The organism is Streptomyces sp. NPDC053673 (genome assembly GCF_055585225.1).
In genome coordinates this window covers 45,670-60,829 of the sequence record NZ_JBVJKN010000012.1, presented here as the reverse complement: position 1 = coordinate 60,829, position 15,160 = coordinate 45,670, and the positions used below count along the sequence as shown (strand labels likewise).

Sequence of the window (15,160 nt, the reverse complement as noted above, 5' to 3'; positions counted from 1 at the left end):
ACCGGTGGTCAGCGCACGTCGTACGCGCGTTCCGCCGTCTGGGTGACGGAGTTGCCGTTGGCGTCGGTCAACTCGGCCTTCAGGGTGACCGGTTCACGGCTCCTGCCGCCGCGTACACGCCGCGGCCGCCCGCCGCCGCGGCGGAGATGGCGACGCCCGGCGCGGCGATCTCCGGCTTGAGGGTGTGCGAGACGATCGCCGGGCCGCGGCTGGAGAAGCTCGCGGTGGAGTCGTCGCGGTCGACCGCGCCGACGGTGAGGACGCTCGGCGCGCAGCCAGGCGAGGAGACGGTGTTCAGCGCGGGGCCCGAGTTGCCTGCGGCGACGACGAACAGGGTGCCCTTGTTCTGGGCGAGTTGTTCGGCGGCGACGCTCATCGGGTCGGTGCAGTCGGTCGGTACGCGGCTGCCGAGGCTCATCGAGGCGATGCCGGCCTTGTTGTCGACGGCCCACTGCACGGCGGGTCTGGAGCAGCGGTACGGTGCCGTCCTCGCGGGGCAGCGCTGCGGCGGCGGGGCTCGCCGTGCCGGCCCCGCGCACCAGTACGCGGGCGCCGGTGACGAGGGTGACGGTGACGGGCCGTCCTTGAGCGGCCGACGCGGCCTGACTGCCTGTCAGAGGTCGGTTCCCGGCCGGGTCGTCCTGCGGCCTGGCGGCCACGGACGGCGCGACCGCGGTGACGACCAGGGCGGCGGCGGTCGCCACCCCCACGGCCGTACGCGATACCGGGCACATCGCTCTCCCCATTTGATTTCGGCACACAGGCACCAAATGCCATGTATCCGGAGGCTGTTGCTGCTGCGGTGGCGCCTCATTGGCAGAGCGACGGGTGGTGCAGGGATGATGTGATCGGCGGGTTTACGCCGTGGCCGATTTCCGCCACGATCATGTCGGCCACATGTCGGCCACATGCGGAATGGTCAGGTCCTGCCTTCTGGATCAGGCTGGATCGGCGTGCCGGGCACGCGAGCCCGGCAGGATCCGGAAGACAGGGCCCAGGTCCGGGGAGGGGACAGGGGTGCTGGGAGCGATAGGTCTCGATACGAGACAGGAGTCGGCGTACCGCGCGCTGGTGGCGCTGGGCGCCGCGGAGGTCACCGATCTGGCGCACCGGCTCGCACTTCCGGAGACGGACACGGAGCGTGCGCTGCGTCTGCTGGAGCGGCACGGTCTGGCCGCGCAGTCGTCCGCGCGGGCGGGCCGCTGGGTGGCGGCGCCGCCCGGGGTCGCGCTGGGCGCACTGCTCACCCAGCACCGCCACGAGCTGGAACAGGCGGAGCTGGCGGCGGCACTGCTGGCGGAGGAGTACCGGGCGGAGGCCACGGAACCGGCCGTGCACGACCTGGTCGAAGTGGTGACGGGCGCGAGCGCGGTGGCGCACCGCTTTCTGCAGCTTCAGCTGGGTGCGACGGACGAGGTCTGCGCGCTGGTCACGGGGAAGCCGGTCGTGGTGTCGGGGATGGACAACGAGGCGGAGGAGCGGGCCTCGCAGCGCGGGGTCGCGTACCGCATCGTCATCGAGCGCGAGGTACTGGCGCTGCCCTCCGGGCTCACCGAGGTGTCGGCGTCGCTCGGCCGCGACGAGCAGGTCCGGGTCGTGGACCGGGTGCCGACCAAGCTTGTGGTCGCCGACCGGACACTGGCGATGGTGCCGCTGACCGGGCGGGGTTCGGAGCCGGCGGCGCTCGTGGTGCATGCGAGCGGACTGCTGGAGTCGCTGATGGGTCTGTTCGAGGCGGTGTGGCGGGAGGCGCTGCCGCTGCGGCTCGGGGCGGGCGGGCAGCTGACGGAGGAGCAGACGCCCGGCCCCGACGCCACCGATCTGGAGATCCTGTCGCTGCTGCTGGCGGGGATGACGGACGCGAGCGTCGCGAAGCAGCTGGAGCTGGGCCTGCGGACCGTGCAGCGGCGGGTGAAGGGGCTGATGGAGCTGACCGGGGTGACCACTCGGCTGCAGCTGGGGTGGCACGCGTACGAGAAGCGCTGGGTGGCGCGCGACACGGCCCGCGACCTGGAACACGACCTGGGACATGACACGACCCGCGACCTGGAACGCGCCGCGGGCCAGGACCTGGTGCGCGACCTGCGGAGCTGAGCGGGGTCCTGCACCCTTGGCAGATGGGTGCATGGCAGCTCGTACTGGTCGGCATGGTGATGCTGCTGGGCCTGCTCGGGGTGCTGGTTCCGGGTGTTCCCGGCACCTGGCTGGTCTGGTCCGCGGTGCTGTGGTGGGCGGTGCAGGCGAGGACGGCCCTTGCGTGGTGGGTACTGGTCGGCGCGACGGCGCTGCTGCTGGTCAATCAGGTGGTCGTCTGGCAGCTGGGACCGCGCCGGATGCGTGGTGTGGGCATCACCCGCCGGATGGCGGTCTTCGCGGGTACGGGGGCGCTGCTGGGCTTCGTGCTGCTGCCCGTGGTGGGCGCGGTGGTGGGATTCATCGGGGGCGTGTACGGCTCCGAGCGGCTGCGCCTCGGCGGGCACGGGGAGGCCATGACCTCGACCCGGACGGTGATGCGGGCAGCAGGGACGAGCGTGCTGGTCGAGCTGTTCGGCTGTCTGCTGGTCGTGGGCGCGTGGGTGGGTGCGGTGGTCTGGGGCTGAACCCCCGGCCGAACGAGGGGCGGCCGCACCGGGCGCCGGGCCGGCCCTGGCTTAGGTCGTGTCTGACACATAGCGCCGTCCGCCCGCAGGGCGGGGCGCGCGGCGTCCGGTGCGTGCAATCGCAAGGCGGTGGGGGCACCTCCCAGGCGCAGCTCCGGGGGAGATCATCCGCGTACTGGACGTACGTGGACGACTCCGACAACGCAGCGTGGGGGCACCTCCCGTGCCCGAAGGGCTACGGGGGAGGGCGTGCCGGGCGTCGCGCGCCAGGCGGGATTTGTGAGACACGGCCTAGGACCTCCGGACGAGGACGACATGCCGATGCGCAGCCGATCGGGGCGGGCGATGCTCACCTCATGACCGAATTCAGCGAAGCCGAGCGCGCGTATCTCAGGACCCAGAAGCTGGGGCGGATGGCGACCGTGGACCCTCAGGGGCAGCCACAGGCCAACCCGGTCGGCTTCTTCCCCCAGGGCGACGGCACGATCCTCGTCGGCGGACTGGCCATGGGGAAGACGAAGAAGTGGCGCAATCTGCAGGCGAACCCGAAGGTCGCGCTCGTTGTGGACGACATCGTGAGCACGCGGCCGTGGCGGGTGCGCGGGGTCGACATCCGGGGCGAGGCGGAGCTGCTGACGGGGCCGCACGAGCTGGGGCCGCACTTCAGCGAGGAGGTGATCCGGATCCACCCGAAGAAGATCCACAGCTGGGGCCTGGAAGAGCCCTCCCCGTAGGGCCGGAGGCCGGAGGCCGGAAGCCGGAAGCCGGAGGCCGGGAGCCGGAAGCCGGAGGCCGGGAGCCGGAAGCCAGGAGCCGGACAGGGCCGAGGTGTATTGATCACGAGCCTGACGAGGGACAGCGTCAACTCCGCATCTCCGTCAACGGCAGTGTCGTCGCCTTCGACGGACAGGACACCGCGGACGCCCCGGTCGGCCCGGGCACCTCGCAGGACGCGTCAACGATCGTTCAGCTGAATGCCGGTGACGTGATCTCCCTCAGGGCCTTCCGGACCACCGGAAGTGCCGTCACCTCGAACTGGCTGTTCACAGGAGAGACCAACGCGGCGCCCGGCTCCAGGCGGAGTGGCTCGCGCCGTAGGCCGGACGCGCTAGGCCGTGTCTGACAAATCCCGCCTGGCGCGCGATGCCCGGCACGCCCTCCCCCGTAGCCCTTCGGGCACGGGAGCTGCCCCCACGCTGCGTGGTCGGAGTCGTCCACGTACGTCCAGTACGAGGATGATCTCCCCCAGAGCTGCGCCTGGGAGGTGCCCCCACCGCCTTGCGATTGCACGCACCGGACGCCGCGCGCCCCGCCCTGCGGGCGGACGGCGCTATGTGTCAGACACGACCTAGCGGTCCGTGGTGGCGAGGTACCGGGCCGCGTACGAACGCCATGGCCGGTGGGACTCGTCGTCGCGGCCGTCGTCGGGGGCGACGTCCGGGTCCCCGAGTGCGCGCATGCGGATCAGCGCGGCGGTGCGGGGCGTGACGCCGGGCAGGGCGAGGAGCGTCCGCTCGGCCTCGTCGCGGTCCGCGCCGGGGTCGAGGCGCAGGTGCCCGTCGGCGACGGCGCTCGCGAGCGGGCCGGCGACCGGGTGGTCCGTCAGCACGGCCGGTTCGGGGAAGAGATGTGTGAGCCCGCCGCAGGGCTGGTCCAGGACCTTGCCGTACGCCTCGACGAGTCGCGCGGCCTCCTCGCGGCCGAGGACGGCCCGCACGGCGAACTCCTCCGGCTCGGCCGTCCCGGGTGAGCGCAGCCCGGGGCGGGCGGCGACGAGCGGGGCGAGCGCGGGGTCGGCGGAGAGACGTTCCTCGACGGCGTACGGGTCGGCGTCGAGGTCGAAGAGCCGGCGCAGCCGCTGGACGGCGGTGGTCAGGTCGCGCAGGTCGCTCAGCTGGATGCGGGCCTCCAGCCAGGGTCCGGCCGAGCGTTCGTCGACGGAGACGATGCCGGAGCCGTACGGAAGCCGCAGGGTACGCCGGTACGTACGGCTGCCGGTGGCGCCGGCGACCTCCTCGATCCGGTCCACGGCTTCCTGCACGAGCAGGTCGAAGACCTCGCGGGCCGCGTAGGGCCCCCGGTGGGCGAGGCGCAGCGGGATCCCGGCGCTGTTCACGGCCTGCCTGGATCCCGTCTCGGCGCGGAGTTCGCTCGGCGTACGGGCGTAGGTCCGGCGGATCGTGTCGTTGAACTGGCGCACACTCGAGAAACCGGACGCGAACACGATCTCCGTGACCGGCAGCCCGGTTGTCTGGAGCAGAACGCGTGCGGTGTGGGACCGCTGGGCGCGGGCGAGCGCGACCGGCCCCGCGCCGAGCTCGGCGTTGAGCTGCCGCTGCACCTGCCGCGCGCTGTACCCGAGGCGGCCCGCGAGACCGGGCACACCCTCCCGGTCGACCACGCCGTCACCGATCATCCGCATCGCCCGTCCGACGACATCGGCCCGTACGTTCCACTCGGCCGATCCCGGGACGGCGTCCGGCCGGCAGCGTCGGCAGGCCCGGAAGCCGTGTCCCTGTGCGGCTGCGGCGGTCGGGAAGAACCGGACGTTCTTCCGTTTGGGCGTGACGGCGGGGCAGCTCGGGCGGCAGTAGATGCCGGTCGTGCGGACGCCGAAGAAGAACTCGCCGTCGAACCGCGCGTCACGGCTGCTCACGGCCTCGTACCTGGTGTCTTCGTCCATCACGTGTCCAGTGTCCGCGGTGCGCCGTGCGGCTTCTGGCGGTTTTCGGACACCACGGTAGCGCCGCGAGCTGCCGGACCGGGGCGCCTGCGGCGGGCTCTCTCCCCGCCCCGTCCCGAAACCGCCCGTCCCGAAACCGCCCGTCCCGAAACCGGGGGCTTCGCCCCCGGCCCCCTGTACGGCCTTCGGCCGTGTCCTCGATCGCCGGACGGGCCGGAAGATCCGGCCTCGCCGGCGATCGAGGGGCGGGGGTGGGGGCAGAGCCCCCCGCTCAGCGGACGCGCCCCCGCTTGGCTTCCATGGCCGCGCGGCCCTCCGCGTGCTTCAGCTTCCAGTCGCGGCGGATCTCCGCCCGCACCCGGGCATCGGTCTTGGCGACGATCCGCTGGTTCTCGCGGAGCAGCTTGCGGTAGCTGTCGAGCCTGCGCTCCGGCAGGGAGCCGTCCTCGATCGCGGCGAGCACCGCGCACCCCGGCTCCGACTCGTGCGCGCAGTCGTGGAAGCGGCAGCCCTCGGCCAGTTCCTCGATCTCCGAGAAGACCTGCCCGACTCCGGTGCCCGCGTCCCAGAGACCGACCCCGCGCAGCCCCGGTGTGTCGATCAGGACCCCGCCGCCCGGGAGGGCGAGCAGATTGCGGGTGGTGGTGGTGTGGCGGCCCTTGCCGTCGACGTCACGGGCCGCCTGGACCTCCATGACGTCGTCGCCGAGCAGCGTGTTCGCCAGTGTGGACTTTCCGGCGCCGGACACCCCGAGCAGCACGCTGGTACCGCCGGAGACGACCGCCGCGAGCACGTCCATGCCCTCGCCGGTCAGTGAGCTCACCGGCAGTACCTGCACTCCGGGCGCCACGGTCTCCACGTCCTGCACGAGGTACGACCTGCCGGTGACGTCCGGCACCAGGTCGGCTTTGGTGAGGACGACGAGCGGCTGTGCGCCGCTCTCCCAGGCCAGCGCCAGGAAGCGCTCGATCCGCCCGAGGTCCGGCTCGACGGCGAGCGAGACCGCGATGATCGCGTGGTCGACGTTTGCGGCGAGGATCTGCCCCTCGGACCGCTGGGACGACGTCGACCGCACGAACGCGGTGCGCCGGGGCAGATACGTCCGGACGTAGCACGGGCTGCCGTCGGCGTCCACGACCGCCCAGTCCCCGGTGCAGATGACCCTCAGCGGGTCGTGCGGCGTGACGAACGCCGTGTCGGCGCGGACGGTCCCGGCCGCGGTGACGACGTCGCACTGCCCCCGGTCGACCCGCACGACCCGGCCGGGCACCAGGCCCTGGGCGGTGTACGGAGCGAACTCGGCGGCGATTCCTTCGTCCCAGCCGTACGGGGTGAGCGGGTGCGACGAGGACGGAACAGAAGAGAGAGACAAGGGAAACCCTTCACAAGGGTGGCCCCGGCATGCGCACATGGACGTGCGCGGAAGAAGAGCAGGAAAGAAGGAGCTCAGCCGGAGACCACGGGGGTGGGAATGATGAACTTCCGAGTCGGGGCAGCGCCCAGCGCAATGACCGTCATCAATGTCCTCACCTCCGCTTCTTTCTCCGGATCCGCGTCCTCCGCGGAAACGATCGCAACCTACCGCCGGCCTGTCCGGCGGCGCCAATGATTTTCCGGCCGTTTCTCCGGTGCGCTCCTGCGACGTGCGTGCGGCGATGTCAGCGATATCCGCGATGTCCGCGATGCGCTGCGCACGTCACGGTACGAGGTGGCTGAAGCCCACCTCGAACCGTTCGACGGAGAGGACACGCTGGCCTTCTCTCCGAGCGGTTTCCACCCGGATCTGATCGGCCAGCTCCTCGCTGGCATGCATGGTCTGTTCGTCCGCCCACAGGGTCAGCGAAACGGCTTTCCCGGTTGCCCGGTCGACGAAGTAGTACACGCCCAGGAAGCCGGGCATACCCCGGACCTGCCTGACAATCGCTTCCGAACTCGCCGTCAGGTCACCGTGCCCGGGCACGGGCGATCCCTGGTAGGTGCTCAGTCTCGCGAACATCGATGGCACCCCTTCCTCCGCGGCCGTCGGCCGGGCGGCTGGCAGCCTCAGGCCCTGCAGACCCGGTAGGCCCTAGGGCATCTCGTACGGATCTTGCCGGGCTCGCGTGCCCTGGCACTGCACCTCGCTGCGTTTCCAAGCGAGACGCCCTAGGGCCTGTCGTTCGGATCTTGCCCGGCTCGCGTGCCCTGGCACGCACTCCCCCAGAGCTTCGCCTGGGGGGACCCCCAGCTGCGTTGTCGTCAGTCGCCAATGTCCCCCGTAGCCCTTCGGGCACGGGAGGTGCCCCCACCGCCAGTGGCTCCCTCCTCCGCCTTGCATCTGCACGCACCAGACCCCGCTCGCCCCGCGGCGGTAGCCGCAGATGTCGCTGCCGGCCTGATCCCGACGACAGGCCCTAGCACCAGCGTGCCCCGGGAGGCCGGTCACCGCACCCGGGCTGTGGGGCGCAGCCGCCCTTGCGCCTCTCCCGCACCGCACGCGGCCGCGCCGACGCCGTCCTGACACATGGGTGACGGGCTGCCGCACGCCGGAAACGGGAGCTCGGATTCCGGTGCTCCCACCCCGGAATCCGGTCACGATCCGATCAAGTCGCATGCATGAGCGGTCACTTCCCCCTGTCGCGTCTGAAAACATGCCGTCCCGAAAGGGCTTTCGGGGGACGCTCATCGGCACAACGGGGGGACGGCGATGACGGGGTTTCTGTTTCTCCGTGCACGCGGACACCGCTTGCTGCTCGCGGCCGCACTGCTCGCCGTCCTGCTGACCACGGCCGTACTGACCACGCTCGCCGCCTTCGCCGGCTCCGTCGGGGACGCCGGGCTGCGGCACGCGCTGCGGAGCAGGGACGCCGCAGCCGCCGCACTGGTCATCACCTCGGACAATCCGGGCGGGGACCGCGAAGCGGCGGCGCGGGCCGCGCGGCGCGGGGCACAGCAGTCGTTCGACGGACTGCCGGTGACCCTGCGGCAGTTCGACCGGTCGGGGCCGTACGCGCTGCCGCGCGACCTGCAGACGCCGGCCGCCCGCCGGGGGGAACCGGATCTCACCGAGTTCGCCGCCGTCGACCGTTCCCGGGTCCGGCTCCTGGCGGGCGCCTGGCCCACCGCGGACCCGGGCGGGGTGACCGAGGTGGCCGTGCCCGAGGCGGCCGCGAAGCAGCTGAAGCTCGCGCCGGGGCCGCGGGTACTGACCCTCGCCGACCGGCTGGGCGGACCCGCGGTGCGGATACGCGTCACCGGTGTCTACCGCCCGGCCGACCGGAGCGACCCGTACTGGCAGCTGGACGAGCTGGGCGGACGCGGCGTGCGCAAGGACTCGTTCACCACGTACGGGCCGCTGCTCACCGACGCCGGGGCGCACGGCTCGGGCCGCATCACCCGGCGCAGTGCGTCGTGGCTGGCCACCGGTGACTTCGGCGCACTCGGCGCCGACCGGATCGACGCGCTGCGCACGGCCGCGAAGAACAGCCAGAAGTTCCTCTCCGCGCAGCCGGCGCTGAAGGGCGGTGTCACGGCGAGCACCTCGCTGCCCGGCGTGCTCGACCAGTTGGAGCGGGCGCTGCTGGTGTCCCGGGCGACGCTGCTGATCGTCTCGTGTCAGCTGGTGCTGCTCGCCGCGTACGCGCTGCTGCTGGTGGCACGGCTGCTGAGCACGGAACGCGCGGGCGAGACCCGGGTGCTGCTGGCCCGCGGTGCGTCGCGCGGCCGGCTCGCCGCGCTCAGCGCCCTGGAGGCGCTGCTGCTCGCGCTGCCCGCCGCCGTGTGCGCGCCGTTGCTCGCCGGTCCGCTCACCCGGCTGCTGGCCGGACAGGGCCTGCTCGCCAGGATCGGGCTGTCCCTCGATGCATCCGCCACCGGTCCGACCGCGCCGGTCTGGCTGGTCGGCGCGGTGGTGGCACTGGCCTGCGCGGCGGCGATGGCGGCCCCGGCGCTCACCGCGTCCCGGGCGGCACGCGGCCGTGCCCGCGCGCTGCCCGCCCCGCTGCGGGCGGGCGCCGATGTGGGGCTCCTCGTCGTCGCCGCGGTCGCGTACTGGCAGCTGGACCGGCGCACTCTCACCGGCGGCGCCCTCAGCGGCGACCGCCAGGGGGAACTGGGCATCGACCCGCTGCTCGTCGTGGCTCCGGCACTGGCACTGCTCGCCGGCACCGTCCTCACCCTTCGGCTGCTGCCACCGACGGCGAGGCTCGCCGAGCGGCGCGCGGCCCGGGGCCGCGGGCTGACCGCGCCGCTGGCCGGCTGGCAGCTCAGTCGCAGACCGCTGCGCGGCGCGGGCCCGGTGCTGCTGCTGGTGCTCGCCGTCGCAATGGGAGTGCTGGCCATCGGCCAGGGCGCGTCCTGGGACCGCTCGCAGGACGACCAGGCGGACTTTCGCTCGGGTGCCCCGGTCCGTGTACTGGGCAGCGGCACGGTCCAGTTCGGGCAGGGCGGGGTGTACGACGGGATGCCGGGAGTGAAGGCCGCGGTCCCGGCCGCCCGTACGGGTCTTGGCCTCTCGGGCGGGCGCCAGGCCACCGTGCTGGCGCTCGACACCGGACTGGCCGGCGAGGAACTCCGGCTGCGGGACGATCTGGCGGACGGTCACCCCGGAGGTCTGCTCGCGGCCCTGCGCCCGGAGCCGGCCGCCCGCGCCGGGCTGCCGCTGCCCGCCGGCACGGCGCGCCTCGTTCTCGGCATCACCCTCCACGCAGCCGAGGACGGCCCGTACGGCGAGTCGGGCGTGAACCCGACGATCACGGTGGAGGACCGCTACGGAGTGCCGTACCGGATGCAGTCGGACACGGTCCCGTCGGACGGCAAGCCCCACACGATGACCGTGGATCTCGCCAGGGCCGCCGACGCCCCGGCCGGAAGGTACGCGGGTCCACTGGCGCTGACCGCGGTCGAGTTCGACGAGAAGGGCAACCCCGACCGGATCGCGCCCAAGCGGCTCACGATCGACACGATGCGTGCGGTCACGGCCGACGGCGACGCGCAGCCGGTCACCGTGCCCGAGGGCCTCACCTGGCAGGCGAGGGCCACCGCGAGCGTCGGGGCCGACGAGACGCCGCCCGCGGTCACCGCCGTGCGCTCGTCGACCGGGACGCCGCTCGATGTCTCGTACCACACGGGCGTGGCGGTCCTCGAAGGCGGTTGGATCGAGGAGCGCTCGGTCACCGTCCGCATCACCGCCGAGCGGGCCGCGCCCGGCGTGCCGGCCGCGCTGGCGACCGACCGCTTCCTCGGGTCGAGCGGCGCGAGGACCGGCTCCGAGATCGAGGTTCCGATGCCCGGCGGCCCCGTCAGGGTGAGGATCGCCGGGGTCCTGCGGGACATCCCGACGACCGGGCCCGGTGCGCACGGCCCCGGCCGGGCGGCCGGAACCGCGACCGACGGCGGCGCGCTGCTGCTCGATCTGCGTGCCGTCAACCGGGTGCTCGCCACCCGCCCCGACTCGGCGTTCGCGCCCGCCGAGTGGTGGCTGTTCACCGAGCCCGGCAAGGCGGCCCAGGTCGCGTCCGCGCTGCGCGACCGGGCCGAGATCGACCCCGCGCAGATCGAGGTGCGTGACGAGATCGCCCAGGCGCTGCACGACGATCCGCTGGGGGCGGGCCCGCAGTCGGCACTGCTCGCGGTCGCCGTCGTCGCCGCCGCGCTGGCCGCGGTCGGCTTCGCGGTGAGCACGGTCGGAGCGCTGCGGGAGCGGTCCGCGGAGTTCGCGGTGCTGCGGGCGCTCGGTGCCCCGCAGCGCCAGCAGGCCCGGCTGCTGGCGGTGGAGCAGTCGCTGCTCATCGGGCTGGCGCTGGTGATCGGCGTGGCCCTCGGCACGGTGCTCACCCGTGCCGTCGTTCCGCTGGTCGTGCTGACCGGGCAGGCCACTCAGCCGGTTCCGGGCGTGCTGGTGGAGCTGCCCGTCGTACGGGTGGCCCTACTGGTCGCGGGAGTTGCCGCCGCGCCCGTGCTCGTCGTCGCGGCGCTGGCCATGCGCCGCGGTGATACGGCGACATCGCTGCGCGTCCAGGGAGGCGAGTGAGGTGCGGGAGGTGAGTGAGGTGCGGGAAGCGAGCGGCGCACGGAGGACTAAGGAGAGGCGTGCGGTGAAGGTCGTCGCCCCCTGGGTCCGTACCCGGCTGCGGACCGCGCCCGGCCCCGCTGTCGCGCTGGCCCTGCTCGTCCTGGTCACGTCGTTCCTCGCCGCGGCCTTCCCCCGCGCGGTGGACGCCTACGAGGGCGAGGGGCTGCGCGATCTGCTGACCACCTCCGCGCCCGACCGCAGTGGTATCCAGCTGACCGCTGTACCGCCACTGAACGAGGACGGCGACGAGGGGGCCGGCACCACCGCGGTGCGCCCCCGGCGGCTGGCCGAGCAGTACCGCACGATCCTGGCCACGCTGCCGGAACCGCTGCGCGCCGACGCCGGGCAGTCCGGGTACGGAGTGCGCACCGCCAAGCCGGTGGCGGCCATTGACGACTGGCTGCCCGAACTGGACGGCGGGGCACCGGTGTTCACCCTCAGCGCCCCGACAGGGCTCGACAAGCACTCCACCCTTCGCTCAGGACGGGCACCAAGGGCTGCGAAGGACTCCGTCACCCCGGCCACCGACGTCGTGGAGGCCGCGGTCACCACGGCCACCGCCAAGGCCCTCACCATCAAGCCCGGTTCGACCGTCCACGTACCGCGCCCCGGCGGAGGCGCACCGCTCGCCGTCAGGGTCACGGGCATCGTCGAACCGGTGCGCCCCGAGCTGAGCTACTGGTCCGTCGAACCGGTCCTGCGTACACCGACGTTCCTCTACACGCCGCCGCCCGTCCCGCAGCCGTACTGGCACGGCGCGCTGCTGCTGGCCCCGGAAGCGGCACCGGCGCTGCTGTCGGTGTCGGCGGAGACCGAGTTCTACTGGCGCGTGGCCACCGACCCGGCCGGGCTCGGCGTCGGCGATCCGCCCCGGATCAAGGAAGCGGTCGCCTCCCTCGAACACGGCCCGCTGCAGGCGCGCCTTCGCACCGCCGTCTCGCCGGAGCTGGAGATCAGTTCCGGTCTGGACGACATCCTCCTCGAGTTCGAGGGGGTCGTCTCCGCCATCGATCCGGTGGTCGCGGTCGCCGGTTTCGGTGTCGGCAGCGTCGCCTGCGTCGTGCTGCTGATGACCGGCGGGCTGGCCGCCGCACGGCGGCACGCCGAACTGTCCCTGCTGCGCTCACGCGGCGGTTCGGTCCGCGGTGTCGCGGGGCGGCTGCTCGCGGAGGCCGCCGTTCCGGTGCTGCCCGCGGCGGCTCTCGGCGGTGTCCTCGCTCTCGTCCTCGTACCCGGGGGCCGGCTGCTGCCGCCCCTCCTGGCGTCGGCCGCGGTCGCGCTGGTCGGGTGTGCCGCGCTGCCGCTGCGGGCCGCGTTCGTGCACCGGCGGACGCGGCTGCACGACGGACGGAACGATCTCGTACGGGCCAGGCCCTCGCGCCGGCGGACCGTGGCCGAGCTGACGCTGCTGGTGCTGACCGTGGCGGCGGTGGCCGCGCTGCGCCGCCGGGGCACGTCGGACGGCGACGCGGACCAACTGGTCAGCGCCGCCCCGGTGCTGGTGGGCGTGATCGCCGCATTGCTGCTGGTGCGGCTGTATCCGCTGCCGCTGCGGCTCGCGGCGCTGCCGGTGGCGCGCCGGCGTGGTGCGGTCGGCTTTCTGTCACTGGCCCGTGCGGGCCGGTCCCCCGCCACCGCCGCGCTTCCGCTGCTCGCACTGCTCGTGGCCCTGACCACGGCGGCGTTCGGCGGCTCGGTGCTCGCCGGGGTCGACGACGCCCGTGACCGGGCTTCGCTGGTCGCGGTGGGCGCCGATGCCCGGGTCGAGGCGGCCGACGAGGTGCCGGACACGGTGGCCGACGCCGTACGGAAAGTGCCCGGGGTGCGGGACGTCGCGCCCGTCCACCGCGAGTACGACCTGGACCTGAGGGACGGCGGCGGCGAGAGCGTGACGCTGGTCGCCGTCGACCCGGACTCCTACGCCCGGCTGGCCGGGCGCACCGGCCTCGGGGCCTTCCGCGCCGATGAACTGCGCAGGTCGTCCGGGGCTCTGCCGGCGCTCGCCTCCCCCGGGGTCGCCGAACGGCTGGGCGGCGGGGTGACCGAGGTCGGTCCCGCGGGCAGCCCGTTCACCGTACGGGTGGACCTGGTGCGCGACGCCACCCCGGCCTCGGCCGACGGCGACTTCCTCGTGGTCGACGCGGCGGGCCTGCCCGGCGCCGCCACCACCACACTGCTGGTCTCGGGCCCTTCCGTGTCCGGTAGCGCACTGAAGGCCGCGGCCCGTACGACGGGCGGCGGCGCGGCGGTCACGCTGCGCTCCGCCGAACGGGACGGCTTCACCGAGTCGCCGGTGCAGAGCGGCGCCGAACGGGTCTACGCGGTGGCCGCCGTCGCGGGCGCCGGGTACGCCGTGCTGGCGGTGCTGCTGTCGCTGCTGCAGGCCGCCCCGGAGCGGGCCGCGCTGCTGGGCCGGCTGCGCACCATGGGCCTGACCCGCCGTCAGGGGCGTCGGCTGCTGGTCCTGGAGTCCCTGCCGCAGGCGCTGCTGGCCGCCGTGGGCGGTGCGCTGGTCGGCTGGGCGGCGATCCGGCTGCTGGCACCCGGTATCGATCTGGGCCGGCTGGCCCTGGCCGCGAACGTCACCTCGCCCGGCCCCGTACAGCTGCGGGCCGACCCGTGGAGTCTGCTGCTGCCCGCGCTCGCCGTGGTGGTGATCGCCGCGGCGGTGGCGGCGGCGCAGGCCTGGGTGACCACCCGGCGCACGACAACGACCGAACTCAGGGCAGGAGACACGCGATGACCGACTCCTCCGCGGCCGCACCGGCCTCCATGGCCGGGGCGGCCTCGACCGCCTCCGCGGGGACCACTCTCGGGGAGCTCGAGCGCCGGGCGGCGGCCCGTCGCGACAGCCCGGAGTACGGCCACGACGCGCTGATCACCTGCGACCGTCTGGTGCGCATCTTCACCGCCGACGGCGTGGAGGTGCAGGCGCTGCAGGGGCTCGATCTCCTGGTCCGGGAGGGCGAGTTGATGGCTCTGGTCGGCGCGTCCGGCAGTGGCAAGTCGACGCTCATGAACATCCTCGCGGGCCTGGACGAGCCGACGGCGGGCGCGGCGAAGGTGGCCGGCTGCGATCTGCTGACGATGGGCGCGAAGGAGCGGCTGCGCTACCGGCGCGAGACCGTCGGCTTCGTCTGGCAGCAGACGGCACGCAATCTGCTGCCGTATCTGACCGCCGCGCAGAACGTGGCGCTGCCGATGCAGCTGCGCGGCCGTGGCACGCGGAAGGCGAAGAAGAAGACGGAGCGCAGCGAGTACGTGATGTCCCTGCTGTCCCTGCTGGACGTCGCCGACTGCCGTGACCGCCACCCGCGGCAGATGTCCGGTGGCCAGCAGCAGCGTGTGGCGATCGCGGTGGCGCTGGCCAACGAGCCGTCGGTGCTGCTCGCCGACGAGCCGACGGGCGAGCTCGACTCCCAGACGGCCGAACAGATCTTCGCGGCGTTCCGCGCGGCGAACGAACAGCTCGGCACGACGATCGTCATCGTCACCCACGACCAGGCGGTGGCCGATGAGGTCCGTCGTACGGTGGCCATCCGCGACGGCCGCACCTCCACGGAGATCCTGCGGCGTACGGAGATCGACGCGGCGACGGGCCAGGAGTCGGTGGTGGCAAGGGAGTACGCGATGCTGGACCGCGCCGGCCGCCTTCAGCTTCCCGCGGAGTACACGGAGTCCCTCGGCATGCGCGACCGGGTCATGCTGGAGCTGGAGCACGACCACATCGGAATCTGGCCGGACGACACGGACAAGGACGACACGGACTAGGCCTGAACGCGCGCCCCGGCCCCTGTCCGGGCCGCCTGCGGTGGCGACGGTCCT

Annotated in this window: 9 protein-coding genes and 1 pseudogene; 6 read left to right on the top strand and 4 right to left on the bottom strand. The window is 73.4% G+C overall.

Annotated features, from left to right (window positions below; all coding sequences use genetic code 11):
• Positions 1–109: 109 nt before the first annotated feature.
• Positions 110–457, bottom strand: a pseudogene (locus tag ACZ6ZQ_RS18975) (S8 family serine peptidase); the annotation flags it as partial.
• Between the two features lie 560 nt (positions 458–1,017).
• Between ACZ6ZQ_RS18975 and ACZ6ZQ_RS18970 the strand changes: the two are divergent.
• The 3 genes from ACZ6ZQ_RS18970 (at position 1,018) to ACZ6ZQ_RS18960 (ending at position 3,334) form a co-directional block, all read left to right on the top strand.
• Positions 1,018–2,094, top strand: coding sequence for a helix-turn-helix domain-containing protein (locus ACZ6ZQ_RS18970; RefSeq protein ID WP_469769643.1), 1,077 nt, complete (start codon positions 1,018–1,020; stop codon positions 2,092–2,094).
• A gap of 23 nt (positions 2,095–2,117) precedes the next feature.
• Positions 2,118–2,600, top strand: a complete 483-nt coding sequence (locus ACZ6ZQ_RS18965; protein ID WP_469769642.1) for a DUF456 domain-containing protein — start codon at positions 2,118–2,120, stop codon at positions 2,598–2,600.
• Between the two features lie 356 nt (positions 2,601–2,956).
• Positions 2,957–3,334: a PPOX class F420-dependent oxidoreductase gene (locus ACZ6ZQ_RS18960; RefSeq protein WP_469769641.1), complete on the top strand. Its 378-nt coding sequence runs from the start codon at positions 2,957–2,959 to the stop codon at positions 3,332–3,334.
• A 614-nt stretch (positions 3,335–3,948) separates the two neighbouring features.
• Here the strand turns inward: ACZ6ZQ_RS18960 and ACZ6ZQ_RS18955 are convergent.
• The 3 genes from ACZ6ZQ_RS18955 to ACZ6ZQ_RS18945 all read right to left on the bottom strand — a co-directional run bounded on the left by ACZ6ZQ_RS18955 (position 3,949) and on the right by ACZ6ZQ_RS18945 (position 7,279).
• Positions 3,949–5,283 (bottom strand): bifunctional transcriptional activator/DNA repair enzyme AdaA, encoded by a 1,335-nt coding sequence (locus tag ACZ6ZQ_RS18955; protein ID WP_469769761.1) that lies wholly within the window; start codon positions 5,281–5,283, stop codon positions 3,949–3,951.
• A 271-nt stretch (positions 5,284–5,554) separates the two neighbouring features.
• The gene (gene rsgA / locus ACZ6ZQ_RS18950) at positions 5,555–6,694 is read right to left on the bottom strand and encodes a ribosome small subunit-dependent GTPase A (RefSeq protein ID WP_469769640.1); all 1,140 of its coding nucleotides are present in this window, start codon (positions 6,692–6,694) and stop codon (positions 5,555–5,557) included.
• Positions 6,695–6,979: 285 nt separating this feature from the next.
• A complete protein-coding gene (locus tag ACZ6ZQ_RS18945) occupies positions 6,980–7,279 on the bottom strand; it encodes a hypothetical protein (RefSeq protein ID WP_469769639.1) in 300 nt (99 codons plus the stop codon).
• 690 nt (positions 7,280–7,969) lie between these two features.
• Here ACZ6ZQ_RS18945 and ACZ6ZQ_RS18940 point away from each other — a divergent pair.
• The 3 genes from ACZ6ZQ_RS18940 (at position 7,970) to ACZ6ZQ_RS18930 (ending at position 15,106) form a co-directional block, all read left to right on the top strand.
• Positions 7,970–11,293 carry an FtsX-like permease family protein gene (locus tag ACZ6ZQ_RS18940; RefSeq protein WP_469769638.1) on the top strand — a complete coding sequence of 1,108 codons (3,324 nt, stop codon included), beginning with the start codon at positions 7,970–7,972 and terminating at the stop codon, positions 11,291–11,293.
• Between the two features lie 64 nt (positions 11,294–11,357).
• The gene (locus ACZ6ZQ_RS18935; protein WP_469769637.1) at positions 11,358–14,078 is read left to right on the top strand and encodes an FtsX-like permease family protein; all 2,721 of its coding nucleotides are present in this window, start codon (positions 11,358–11,360) and stop codon (positions 14,076–14,078) included.
• 29 nt (positions 14,079–14,107) lie between these two features.
• A complete protein-coding gene (locus tag ACZ6ZQ_RS18930; RefSeq protein WP_469769760.1) occupies positions 14,108–15,106 on the top strand; it encodes an ABC transporter ATP-binding protein in 999 nt (332 codons plus the stop codon).
• Positions 15,107–15,160 lie beyond the last annotated feature (54 nt).